Source organism: Pseudomonas silesiensis (assembly GCF_001661075.1).
GTDB lineage: Bacteria > Pseudomonadota > Gammaproteobacteria > Pseudomonadales > Pseudomonadaceae > Aquipseudomonas > Aquipseudomonas silesiensis.
In genome coordinates this window covers 2,968,594-2,980,483 of record NZ_CP014870.1, presented here as the reverse complement: position 1 = coordinate 2,980,483, position 11,890 = coordinate 2,968,594, and the positions used below count along the sequence as shown (strand labels likewise).

At 60.1% G+C, this 11,890-nt stretch carries 11 protein-coding genes; 10 read left to right on the top strand and 1 reads right to left on the bottom strand.

The window, feature by feature from the left end:
• Positions 1-193: 193 nt before the first annotated feature.
• From PMA3_RS13410 to PMA3_RS13365, 10 genes are all read left to right on the top strand, one after another.
• Positions 194-559, top strand: coding sequence for a response regulator (locus PMA3_RS13410; protein ID WP_064677603.1), 366 nt, complete (start codon positions 194-196; stop codon positions 557-559).
• Positions 560-652: 93 nt separating this feature from the next.
• Positions 653-1,948 (top strand): glycosyltransferase, encoded by a 1,296-nt coding sequence (locus PMA3_RS13405; protein ID WP_064677602.1) that lies wholly within the window; start codon positions 653-655, stop codon positions 1,946-1,948.
• A 73-nt stretch (positions 1,949-2,021) separates the two neighbouring features.
• A complete protein-coding gene (locus tag PMA3_RS13400) occupies positions 2,022-2,927 on the top strand; it encodes an AraC family transcriptional regulator (protein WP_064677601.1) in 906 nt (301 codons plus the stop codon).
• Positions 2,928-3,193: 266 nt separating this feature from the next.
• Complete coding sequence (locus PMA3_RS13395; RefSeq protein WP_064677600.1) at positions 3,194-4,504, top strand: ABC transporter substrate-binding protein; 1,311 nt, start codon at positions 3,194-3,196, stop codon at positions 4,502-4,504.
• Between the two features lie 175 nt (positions 4,505-4,679).
• Entirely contained in the window at positions 4,680-5,606 is a 927-nt protein-coding gene (locus PMA3_RS13390; RefSeq protein ID WP_064677599.1) for a carbohydrate ABC transporter permease, read from the top strand.
• Between the two features lie 10 nt (positions 5,607-5,616).
• A complete protein-coding gene (locus PMA3_RS13385) occupies positions 5,617-6,447 on the top strand; it encodes a carbohydrate ABC transporter permease (RefSeq protein ID WP_064677598.1) in 831 nt (276 codons plus the stop codon).
• Between the two features lie 250 nt (positions 6,448-6,697).
• The gene (locus PMA3_RS13380) at positions 6,698-7,801 is read left to right on the top strand and encodes an ABC transporter ATP-binding protein (protein ID WP_064677597.1); all 1,104 of its coding nucleotides are present in this window, start codon (positions 6,698-6,700) and stop codon (positions 7,799-7,801) included.
• Positions 7,802-7,817: 16 nt separating this feature from the next.
• Complete coding sequence (locus PMA3_RS13375) at positions 7,818-9,290, top strand: mannitol dehydrogenase family protein (protein ID WP_064677596.1); 1,473 nt, start codon at positions 7,818-7,820, stop codon at positions 9,288-9,290.
• A gap of 185 nt (positions 9,291-9,475) precedes the next feature.
• Positions 9,476-10,972, top strand: coding sequence for a xylulokinase (gene xylB, locus PMA3_RS13370; RefSeq protein WP_064677595.1), 1,497 nt, complete (start codon positions 9,476-9,478; stop codon positions 10,970-10,972).
• A 164-nt stretch (positions 10,973-11,136) separates the two neighbouring features.
• Positions 11,137-11,409, top strand: a complete 273-nt coding sequence (locus PMA3_RS13365; protein WP_064677594.1) for a DUF2790 domain-containing protein — start codon at positions 11,137-11,139, stop codon at positions 11,407-11,409.
• Positions 11,410-11,534: 125 nt separating this feature from the next.
• Here the strand turns inward: PMA3_RS13365 and PMA3_RS13360 are convergent, their stop codons facing one another.
• On the bottom strand, positions 11,535-11,804 hold the full coding sequence (locus PMA3_RS13360; RefSeq protein WP_064677593.1) for a DUF1652 domain-containing protein: 270 nt from the start codon (positions 11,802-11,804) through the stop codon (positions 11,535-11,537).
• Positions 11,805-11,890 lie beyond the last annotated feature (86 nt).

The window sequence follows — 11,890 nt, the reverse complement described above, 5'->3', positions numbered from 1 at the left end:
TCCAACTTTCTGACAGGTTTTCGCGCAAAATCCTACATTCAGCTGCTCCGGCGCGAAGGAGCGGTTATCCTTGCCAGCCATCCTTTTTTCATCAGCGCCGGGAACTTGTCGGGATCCGCTACTTACTCATGCAAGAGCCCGGCGATTTCGATCGACCGGCCACCGCCTTTTTCAACCTTTGAGATCCCTTACTATGTCCCCTGATGCGTCCATCATCCTTGTCGTCGAAGACGATGCCATCGTCCGCATGCTGATCGTCGATGTGCTGGAGGAACTGGAGTTCAAGGTGCTCGAGGCCGATGGCAGCGAACAGGCACTGGAATTTCTCAACGACGAAGATCAGCACATCGACCTGATGATGACCGACGTCGGTCTGCCGGTCATGGATGGCCGTGAACTGGCCACGCAGGCGCGGATGCTGCGTGCGGATCTGCCGATCCTTTTCGCCAGTGGTTATGCCGAAAGCATTGAGGTACCTGATGGGATGCAGGTAATTGGCAAGCCGTTCTCCATCGAGCAGCTGCGCGACAAGGTCAGAGTTATGCTCAACAACGCCTGATCTGCACCGACACGGCAACGGGGTTTGCCATGGCCTGTGGTTTAATCGCACCCCGATTTTGTCCCCTGCCCTCGTTTCAAGGAATGTCCATTCATGAGTCAGCCCCGCGCAACCAAAGTCCTGGTCATTGGTTACGTCTGGCCCGAGCCCCGCTCTTCGGCGGCTGGCGGGCATATGATGCAAATTCTCGAGACGTTCCTGGAGCAAGGCTGGGACATTACCTTCAGCAGTCCGGCGGGCACTGGCGAACACCGGGCAGACCTGGCGGCCCTGGGCATACGCGAAGTGCCGATCGAATTGAACAACAGCAGTTTCGACAGCTTCATCAGCCAACTGGCGCCGGATGTCGTGCTGTTCGATCGGTTCATGATGGAAGAACAATTCGGCTGGCGCGTTGAACAACAGTGTCCTGATGCTTTGCGTGTACTGGAGACTTCCGATCTGCAAAGCCTGCGCGATGCCCGCCATCTACGGCTCAAGGAGCGTTTGAAGGCCAGTGACGACGCCGATGATTTCAGCGAGTTGTTCGCCAAGGCTTTGCGTGCAGAGTTCGAGTTCATGGCCGGGACCGATCTGGCCAAACGGGAGATCGCCGCGATTTATCGTTGTGACTTGAACCTGATGATTTCCGATGTGGAAATCGAGTTGCTGGTCGAACAATTCAAGGTGCCGCGCAACTTGCTGCACGGGTGCCCGCTGATGGTCGACCTGCCGAGCGCGCCGCCAGCGGCCTTTGAGGAAAGGGCGCACTTTCTCAGCATCGGCAATTTCCGCCATGCGCCGAACTGGGACGCGGTGCTCTGGATGAAAACCACCCTGTGGCCGCTGATCCGCGAGCAGCTGCCAAGTGCTCAGTTGCACATCTACGGCGCTTATACACCGCCCAAGGCCACTGCGCTGCACAATGCGGCCCAAGGGTTTCATGTGATGAACTGGGCGGAAGATGCCTTGCAAGTCATGTCGGCGGCGCGTGTGTGCCTGGCACCGTTGCGCTTTGGGGCGGGCATCAAAGGCAAGCTCGTTGATGCGATGCTGTGCGGGACGCCGAATGTCACCACGCCGATCGGCGCAGAAGCCATGCACGGCGACGAGCCGTGGCCAGGGGCGGTGACCCGGACGGCCCAGGCGTTCGCCGATAACGCCGTGCAACTTTATAAGGACAAGACCCGCTGGCTGGATGCACAAGCGCAAGGATTGCAACTACTGGCCAGTCGTTATCAGCGCACCCGCCACGGCCCGGCATTGATTGCCCGAATCAACGAATGCCGCCTGCACCTCTCGTCCATCAGAAGGGATAACTTCACCGGCAGCATGCTGCGCCATCATCAGCACAAGAGCACTCAATACATGTCGCAATGGATTGAAGCGAAAAACCGTCTGATCACTTGACGAACCACCGGGTAGCATTAACCGGCTGGAACGAGGCATGATCAGCGGGCGATAACAACAAAAGCGCACTGAAATGACCCGGACTGCCAGAGTTACCGACCCTTCCTACGAGCTGATGGACGACCACAACGGGTTGTCCATCATCTATCGCCAGCATGGCTTTCCCTGCCCCCTGGTGCGTTGGCATTTCCACAAGGAATACGAACTGCACCTGATCGTCGCCAGCTCCGGCAAGGTGTTCATCGGCGACTACATCGGCAACTTCTATCCCGAATCCCTGTTCCTCACCGGCCCCAACCTGCCCCACAACTGGATCAGCCAGGTCGCCGAAGACGAAGTAGTGCCCAAGCGCGACATGCTGGTCAACTTTACGGACGAATTGTTCGACAGCGGGCACCTGGTGTTCGCTGAGTTCAAGACCCTGATACCGCTGCTTGAGCGTGCGCAGTACGGCATCGAATTCCGCTGCAAACGCACCATCCGCCAGGCGATGGACCTAATGCAGCGTATCGCCGATTCGACGGGTGTGACCCGGCTTGGGCACTTTTTCATTCTGCTGGAACTGCTGGCCTCCTGCGACGATTACCAAACGCTTTCCGGCGCCACGACGCCCCAGTTGGCCGACGAGCACAACATCGATCGCACCAACCGGGCCGTGGACTACATCTTCGCCCACTACGCCCGGGATCTGCCGCTGGAGGAAGTGGCCGAGCACCTGGGCATGAAGCCGACCTACTTCAGCCGGGTTTTCAAACAAGCCACCGGGCGATGCTTCATCGAATTCGTCAATCGCCTGCGCATCAGCAAATCCTGCGAATTATTGGCCGACGGCGACAAACCGGTGACCGATGTGTGTTTCGAGTCGGGGTTCAACAATATTTCCAATTTCAATCGGCGGTTTCAGCAGCTCAAAGGCATGACGCCGTCGCACTATCGCAAGTTGGCGGTGCAGCGTTTGACCGAACAGAATCTGGGTTAACACCTATCCCTGTGGGAGCGGCGGTGCAAGTCAACTTTTCCGGCTAAAACCTGTACGGATTCGATCGAGAACGAGCGCACAAAACCCGTCCCCAGCACCTCTCGCCCTCACGCCCAGTGCAAAATAGTATCAACTCAAGTGTGACCGATGATTTGTCACGCCATCAATTGAACGTTGTAATCAGTGCACATTCTTCCTGCCTTCGGAAGACACAAAAACAATAACCATCCTTCTGCAACCCGCCAGGTGCAGAAAAGGAGTGCACGATGCAACCTTCTGTAAACGCTCTGCTAGCCCTCACCTGCATGACCCTCAGCAGCGTCAGCCTCGGCGCCCAGACCCTGACCATCGCCACCGTCAACAACAGCGACATGATCCGCATGCAAAAGCTCTCGAAAACCTTCGAGGCCGAGCATCCGGACATCAAGCTCAATTGGGTGGTGCTGGAAGAAAATGTCCTGCGCCAACGCCTGACCACCGACATCGCCACTCAAGGTGGCCAGTTCGATGTGTTGACCATCGGCATGTACGAAGCCGCACTCTGGGGCGCCAAGGGTTGGCTGGAGCCGATGAAGGACTTGCCGGCCAGCTACGCGCTCGACGATGTCTTCCCTTCCGTACGTGACGGCCTCTCGGTGAAGGGGACGCTTTACGCGTTGCCGTTCTACGCCGAAAGCTCCATCACCTATTACCGCACCGACCTGTTCAAGAACGCCGGGTTGACCATGCCCGAACGTCCGACCTGGACCCAGATCGGCGAATTCGCCGGCAAGCTCACCGACAAGGATAAGGAACAGTACGGCATCTGCCTGCGCGGCAAGGCCGGCTGGGGCGAGAACATGGCGCTCATCAGCACCGTCGCCAATGCGTATGGTGCGCGCTGGTTCGATGAGCAGTGGAAGCCGGAATTCACCGGCCCGGAATGGAAGAACGCGCTGAATTTCTACGTCGACACCATGAAGAAATCCGGCCCACCGGGCGCCTCGAGTAACGGTTTCAACGAAAACCTGGCGCTGTTCAACAGCGGCAAGTGCGCGATCTGGGTCGATGCCAGCGTGGCCGGTTCCTTCGTCACCGACAAGACCCAGAGCAAAGTCAGCGAACATGTCGGCTTCACCTACGCACCGCACGAAACCACCGACAAGGGCTCGGCTTGGATGTATTCCTGGGCCCTGGCAATTCCGACCAGTTCCAAGGCCAAGGACGCGGCGAAAACCTTTAGCACCTGGGCCACTTCCAAGGAGTACGGGGCGTTGGTCGCGGAAAAAGACGGCATCGCCAACGTGCCGCCAGGCACCCGGGCCTCGACCTATAGCGAGGCCTATCTGCAGGCCGCGCCATTCGCCAAGGTGACGCTAGAGTCGCTGAAAGCGGCGGACCCGAGCAAGCCGAGCGCCAAACCGGTGCCGTACATCGGTATTCAGTTGGTGACCATTCCCGAGTTCCAGGCCGTGGGCACCCAGGTCGGCAAATTGTTTTCCGCGGCGCTGATCGGCCAGACCACGGTCGACCAGGCCCTGACTGCCGCCCAGTCAACCACCGAACGTGAAATGAAGCGCGCCGGGTATCCCAAATAACCCCCGCCCGCCCCCCCCTGTAGGAGCGAGGCTTGCCCGCGAAGGCGGTGTGTCAGACAAGCCGCCTTCGCGGGCAAGCCTCGCTCCTACAGTAGATCTTCATTTGTCTGTTCGCTGGCAAGCCTCGCTCCTACAGTAGATCTTCATTTGTCTGTTCCTTATTGGTTCTATCACCATGAATATTTCAACCGCCAAAGCTCACATCGACCTTCCCCAACCCCTGCGTAAAAGCCGCCTGGCCAACCCCGGCTGGTTCCTGGTCAGCCCCTCGGTGGCGCTGTTGCTGCTGTGGATGATCGTGCCGCTGGGCATGACCGTCTACTTTTCGCTGATCCGCTACAACCTGCTCTACCCCGGGGAAAACCAGTTCGTCGGCCTGGAAAACTTCAGCTACTTCCTCAGCGATTCGGGGTTCATGCCCGGCGCCACCAACACCCTGTTGCTGGTGGGCAGCGTGCTGCTGATCAGCGTGGTGTTCGGCGTGTTGATCAGTGCCTTGCTGGAGGCCAGTGAGTTTCTCGGTCGCGGCCTGGTGCGGGTGCTGCTGATCTCGCCGTTCTTCATCATGCCCACCGTCGGCGCGCTGATCTGGAAGAACCTGATTTTCCACCCAGTGTCGGGGATTCTCGCCTACGTCTGGAAACTGTTCGGCGCGCAGCCGGTGGACTGGCTGGCGCATTACCCGCTGCTGTCGATCATCATCATCGTCTCCTGGCAGTGGCTGCCCTTTGCGATCCTGATCCTGATGACCGCCATGCAGTCCCTCGACCAGGAGCAGAAGGAAGCCGCGCGCCTCGATGGCGCAGGTCCCATCGCGATTTTCTGGCACCTGACCCTGCCGCACCTGGCCCGCCCCATCGCGGTGGTGGTGATGATCGAAACCATCTTTTTGCTCTCGGTGTTCGCCGAAATCTTCACCACCACCAACGGCGGCCCCGGCTACGCCTCGACCAACCTCGCCTACCTGATCTACAACCAGGCGCTGGTGCAGTTCGACGTCGGCATGGCCTCCGCCGGCGGCCTGATCGCGGTGCTGATCGCCAACATCGCGGCCATCGTCCTGGTGCGGATGATCGGCAAAAACCTGACCGACAAAGCCTGAGGCCATTGCCATGACCCTTCAACACTCCCGTCGTCTGCAAAGCCTGCTGCTGGGCACCCTGGCCTGGGCCATCGCGATCCTGATCTTCTTCCCGATCTTCTGGATGGTGCTGACCAGCTTCAAGAGCGAAATCGATGCGTTCGCCACGCCGCCGCAGTTCATCTTCACCCCGACCCTGGAGAACTACCTGCACATCAACGAGCGCAGCGACTACGTCAGTTTCGCCTGGAACTCGGTGGTGATTTCCTTCAGCGCCACCGCCCTGTGCCTGCTGATCGCGGTGCCGGCCGCCTACTCCATGGCGTTCTACGAAACCCAGCGCACCAAGGGCACGCTGCTGTGGATGCTCTCGACCAAGATGCTGCCGCCGGTGGGCGTGCTGATGCCGATCTACCTGCTGGCCAAGAGTTTCGGCCTGCTGGACACGCGCATCGCGCTGATCGTGATCTACACCCTGATCAACCTGCCGATCGTGGTCTGGATGATTTACACCTACTTCAAGGACATTCCCCGGGACATCCTCGAAGCCGCGCGCCTGGATGGGGCGAAGCTGTGGCAGGAAATGGTCCGGGTGCTGCTGCCGATCGCCAAGGGCGGCCTGGCTTCCACGGTGTTGCTGTCGCTGATCCTGTGCTGGAACGAAGCCTTCTGGTCGCTGAACCTGACCTCGTCCCAGGCCGCCCCGCTGACCGCCCTGATCGCCTCGTACTCCAGCCCCGAAGGGCTGTTCTGGGCCAAGTTGTCGGCGGTCTCGACCCTGGCCTGCGCACCGATCCTGATCTTCGGCTGGATCAGCCAGAAACAACTGGTGCGCGGCCTGTCGTTTGGCGCGGTGAAATGAAGATAGCCCCCTTGTGGGAGATGCCCTCCCTGTGGGAGCGAGCCTGCTCGCGATGGACGTGAACGATAACGCGCACTGCCTGGAAGAACGCGCCCCCTGTAGGAGCGAGCTTGCTCGCGAAAAACGTGAACGATAACGCGCACTGCCCAGAAGAACGCGGTGCCTGCGGGTTTTTCGCGAGCAAGCTCGCTCCTACAGGAATAGCCCGGCCCGGCACAATTTGAATAACAACAAACGGAGGCCCACCACCATGGCCAACCTGAAAATCAAGAACCTGCAAAAAGGCTTCGAAGGCTTTTCCATCATCAAGGGCATCGACCTGGAAGTGCGCGACAAGGAATTCGTGGTCTTCGTCGGCCCCTCGGGCTGCGGCAAGTCCACCCTGCTGCGGCTGATCGCCGGCCTGGAAGAAGTCAGCGGCGGCACCATCGAGCTCGATGGCCGCGACATCACCGAAGTCAGCCCGGCCAAGCGCGACCTGGCCATGGTGTTCCAGACCTACGCCCTGTACCCGCACATGAGCGTGCGCAAGAACATGTCGTTCGCCCTCGACCTGGCCGGCGTGCCCAAGGCCGAGGTCGAGAAAAAGGTCAACGACGCCGCGCGCATCCTCGAACTCGGGCCGATGCTCGAGCGCAAACCCAAGCAACTCTCCGGCGGCCAGCGCCAGCGCGTGGCCATCGGCCGGGCGATCGTGCGCAACCCGAAAATCTTCCTGTTCGACGAACCGCTGTCCAACCTCGACGCCGCCCTGCGGGTGCAAATGCGCCTGGAACTGTCGCGGCTGCACAAGGAACTGCAAGCGACCATGATCTACGTGACCCACGACCAGGTCGAAGCCATGACCCTGGCCGACAAGGTCGTCGTATTGAATGGCGGCAGGGTCGAACAGGTCGGCTCGCCGCTGGAGCTCTATCACCAGCCGGCCAACCTGTTCGTCGCTGGCTTCCTTGGCACGCCGAAGATGGGTTTCCTCAAAGGCAAGGTCACCCGCGTCGAGCGCCACGGCTGCGAAGTGCTGCTGGATGCCGGCACCCGCATCACCTTGCCGTTCACCGGCGCCACCCTGAACGTCGGCGGCGCCGTGACCCTGGGCATCCGCCCGGAACACCTCGAGCTGGCGCAACCCGGCGACTGCAGCCTGCAGGTCACCGCTGACGTCAGCGAACGCCTGGGCAGCGACACCTTCTGCCACGTCGTGACCGCGTCCGGCGAAGCCTTGACCCTGCGCGTGCGCGGCGACCTGGCCAGCCGCTATGGCGAAACCCTGAGCCTGCACCTGGACGCCGGACACTGCCATTTATTCGATGCCGACGGCGTGGCGCTGACCCGTCCGTTGCGCGTTGCCGCCTGAACTCAGAGAGCCTGTGATGAAACTGAACAAACAGAATCTGCATCACCTCGCCTCCGAGGTGCGCCTGCCCGCCTACACCCTGAGCGACACCCGCCAGGGCATCGCGCACATCGGCGTCGGCGGTTTCCACCGCGCGCACCAGGCGTATTACACCGACGCCCTGATGAACACCGGCAAGGATCTGGACTGGGCCATTTGCGGCGTCGGCCTGCGCGCCGAAGACCGTCGCGCCCGGGATGACCTGAAGGCGCAGGATTACCTGTTCACCCTGCTTGAGCTGGGCGACACCGACGACACCGAAGTCCGGGTGATCGGCGCGATCCGCGACATGCTGCTGGCCGAAGACGGCGCCCAGGCGCTGATCGACAAGCTGGCTAGCCCCGAGATTCGCATTGTCTCTCTGACCATCACCGAAGGTGGCTACTGCATCGACGACAGCAACGGCGAATTCATGGCCCATTTGCCGCAGATCCAACATGACCTGGCGCATCCGGATGCACCGACAACCGTGCTCGGCTTTCTCTGCGCCGCCCTGGTCAAGCGCCGTGCCGCCGGCACGCGGGCATTCACCTTGATGTCCTGCGATAACCTGCCGCACAACGGCGCGGTCACCCGCAAGGCGCTCCTGGCTTTTGCTGCCCTGCGCGATGCCGAGCTGCGCGACTGGATCGACAGCAACGTCAGTTTTCCTAACGCCATGGTGGACCGCATCACCCCGATGACCAGCACCGGACATCGCCTGCAACTGGCGGACAGGCATGCCGTCGATGATGCCTGGCCGGTGGTCTGCGAACCCTTTGCGCAATGGGTGCTGGAAGACAAGTTCGTCAACGGGCGTCCGGCCTGGGAACAGGTCGGCGTACAGTTTACCGACGACGTCACGCCATACGAAGACATGAAAATCAAACTGCTCAACGGCAGCCACCTGGCCCTGACGTACCTGGGATTCCTGAAGGGTTACCGCTTCGTCCACGAAACCATGAACGACCCGCTGTTTGTCCGGTACATGCGCGCCTACATGGATCTGGACGTGACGCCACAGCTGTCGCCCGTGCCGGGAATCGACCTGGCCGACTACAAGAACACCCTGGTCGAACGCTTCTCCAATCAGGCGATTGCCGATCAGCTGGAGCGTGTGTGCTCGGACGGTTCGTCTAAGTTTCCCAAGTTCACCGTGCCGACCATCAATGGTTTGATTGCCGCTGACTGCGAGACGAAGCGTGCGGCGCTGGTAGTGGCGGCCTGGGCGTTGTATTTGAAGGGGGTGGATGAGCAGGGCGATACGTACTCGATTCCAGATCCACGCGCGGCGTTTTGCCAGGCATTGGTGGCCGATGATGCGTTGATCACCCAGCGGTTGTTGGCGGTTGAGGAGATTTTTGGTGCGGCGATACCTAACTCGCCGGAGTTTGTGGCGGCGTTCGAGTGGTGCTGTAACAGTTTGCGGGAGGTTGGAGTGACCAAGACCCTCGAGCGAGTACTCGCCTGAGTCCTGCAGTGAAGTTGCTATCGTCATCGCGGGCAAGCCCGCTCCCACAGGGTTTTATGTCGTACACAAATCCCGTGTACACCAGAGAAACCTGTGGGAGCGGGCTTGCCCGCGATGGCTGACTGACAAACAACATAAATGTTGAATGTGTACTGATATCGACCTGACGATCCAAAGGATCCTCCATGGCAAACCAACAACTCTTCCTCGGCATCGACTGCGGCACCCAAGGCACCAAGGCCCTCATCCTCGATGCGCACAGCGGTGAGGTGCTCGGCCAGGGCGCCGCGGCGCACAGCCTGATCAGCGGCGCCAATGGCCGTCGCGAACAGGACCCGGCGCAATGGCTGGAAGCATTCACTTGCGCCACTCGCCAAGCGCTGCTCGCGGCCGGCGTCGACGGCCTGGACATCCTCGGGATCGGCGTCTCGGGCCAGCAACACGGCCTGGTCCTGCTCGATGATAAAGGCCAGGTATTGCGTGCGGCCAAACTCTGGTGCGACACCGAATCCACGGCGCAGAACGACTGCCTGCTGACCCATCTGGGCGGCGAAGAAGGCTCGCTGGAACGCCTCGGCGTGGTGATCGCTCCGGGTTACACGGTGTCAAAGCTGCTCTGGACCAAAGAACAGCACCCGGAAGTGTTTTCCCGCATCGCCCGCATCCTGCTGCCCCACGACTACCTCAACTACTGGCTCACCGGCCGCAGTTGCAGCGAGTATGGCGATGCTTCGGGCACGGGCTATTTCAACGTTCGCACCCGGCAGTGGGACTTACAGCTGCTGCGCGACATCGACCCCAGCGGCCGCCTGCAAGCCGCGTTGCCGGAGCTGATCGACGCCCACCAGGCCGTTGGCACCGTCCTGCCGCACATCGCCGAACACTTGGGTATCAACCCGCTGGCATTGGTGTCCAGCGGCGGTGGCGACAACATGATGGGCGCCATCGGCACCGGCAACATCAAGCCCGGCGCAATCACCATGAGCCTTGGTTCCTCGGGAACGGTCTACGCCTATGCCGATCAGCCGAAGGTCAGTCCGGACGCCTCGGTCGCGACCTTCTGTTCGTCCAGCGGTGGCTGGCTGCCGCTGATCTGCACCATGAACCTGACCAATGCCACCGGGGTGATTCGCGAGTTGTTCGAACTGGATATCGAGCGCTTCAACGAGCTTGTCGCACTAGCGCCGATCGGTGCCGAAGGCGTGTGCATGCTGCCGTTTCTCAACGGTGAACGGGTGCCGGCCCTGCCCCATGCCACGGGCAGCCTGCTGGGGTTGACCATGACCAACCTGACCCAGGCCAACCTGTGTCGCGCCGTGGTAGAGGGCACGACCTACGGTTTGCGTTATGGGCTGGACGTGTTGCGCCGCAATGGCCTGCAAAGCCACAGCATCTGCCTGATCGGCGGCGGCTCGAAAAGCGCGGTGTGGCGGCAGATCGTCGCGGACATCATGAACACGCCAGTGATCTGCACCGGGCAAAGCGAAGCCGCGGCGCTGGGCGCTGCGATTCAGGCGGCGTGGTGCACGTCTTGGGCAAACGGCCATGAACACAGCCTGGCGGACGTGTGCGAGCGCTGCGTGAAGCTCGATCCGGCCAGCGAAACCCTGCCGATTGCAGGTAATGTGGCGGCCAGTCAGCTGGCCTACGAACGCTATCGACGGCAAGTCGCAACGCTTTAAAGAAAAGGAAACCGCCGACAGGTGGCATTCAGCCGGCTTAACCATTTGTTAACGCTGCGGTCCAAAACTTTACTGGACCGCACGCCCTCAGATCTCTCTGACGCCCAGTGCGGCAGGTTCGACGCTACGTCGAGCTGACTCTTCGCCTGCATTGGAGACCGTTCATGAACACGCGCACATTGTTGTCGACAGTTGCCCTCGCCTGCACCGCCTTCGCCGGTCTTGCTCAGGCCGCCGATACGTCCTCGACCCAAACCCAAGTCCCTGCGTATCACTACGGGATGCCATTGCACATCGCCAAGGTCATCTCCTTGACCGAGCCCACGACTTTGTATTGCGAAGTCATTACAGCCGAAATGAAATACATCGACACGTCAGGCCAGCCTGCTCAAATCACTTATCGAAAACTATCCGACGCTTGCAGTATGCAAAGCTGATCAGGCAACCAGATTTTCTCGGCGAATGGCTCGCTCGCCATATCGGTTCGGGCATGCTATCCAATCGTAAGATGGCGTCGGGTCTGGCTGCTCTCCAGACCCGGCGCAAGTCTTGAAGCCGTGGGTTAAAGCGCTTTCCTGTCAGGATGCAGAGGCTGCACATCGGCCCTTTTTTGCATGTCTTCCCGCAACTCGGTAATCAACTCATTGATTTCCCTGCAGCCATTGAGATGTTTAGCATCTATACCCGTCTTTATCAGATCGAGGTGATCGGTTTCACGATCGGAATACACTTTAATCGTCATCGACAGTTCCGGTGTCAGCGTACATTGACAACGTTTCGGAAGAAAACTGCTTTCGATGATGTTTCGAAGTTCCAAGGCAGAAAGAAACATTACGACCCTCTCCTTAATATGAGAATGCCAATCAAACATCCACGTCGATCAGTACCAATCCCCCGCTCATGTTCCCTGCGGGCTTT

Excerpts from the sequence above, each read along its gene's own strand:
- PMA3_RS13380 (WP_064677597.1), top strand. The coding sequence starts at position 6,698 with ATGGCCAACCTGAAAATCAAGAACCTGCAAAAAGGCTTCGAAGGCTTT.
- xylB (WP_064677595.1), top strand. The coding sequence starts at position 9,476 with ATGGCAAACCAACAACTCTTCCTCGGCATCGACTGCGGCACCCAAGGC.
- PMA3_RS13410 (WP_064677603.1), top strand. The coding sequence starts at position 194 with ATGTCCCCTGATGCGTCCATCATCCTTGTCGTCGAAGACGATGCCATC.
- PMA3_RS13360 (WP_064677593.1), bottom strand. The coding sequence starts at position 11,804 with ATGTTTCTTTCTGCCTTGGAACTTCGAAACATCATCGAAAGCAGTTTT.
- PMA3_RS13405 (WP_064677602.1), top strand. The coding sequence starts at position 653 with ATGAGTCAGCCCCGCGCAACCAAAGTCCTGGTCATTGGTTACGTCTGG.
- PMA3_RS13375 (WP_064677596.1), top strand. The coding sequence starts at position 7,818 with ATGAAACTGAACAAACAGAATCTGCATCACCTCGCCTCCGAGGTGCGC.
- PMA3_RS13385 (WP_064677598.1), top strand. The coding sequence starts at position 5,617 with ATGACCCTTCAACACTCCCGTCGTCTGCAAAGCCTGCTGCTGGGCACC.
- PMA3_RS13365 (WP_064677594.1), top strand. The coding sequence starts at position 11,137 with ATGAACACGCGCACATTGTTGTCGACAGTTGCCCTCGCCTGCACCGCC.
- PMA3_RS13395 (WP_064677600.1), top strand. The coding sequence starts at position 3,194 with ATGCAACCTTCTGTAAACGCTCTGCTAGCCCTCACCTGCATGACCCTC.
- PMA3_RS13400 (WP_064677601.1), top strand. The coding sequence starts at position 2,022 with ATGACCCGGACTGCCAGAGTTACCGACCCTTCCTACGAGCTGATGGAC.
- PMA3_RS13390 (WP_064677599.1), top strand. The coding sequence starts at position 4,680 with ATGAATATTTCAACCGCCAAAGCTCACATCGACCTTCCCCAACCCCTG.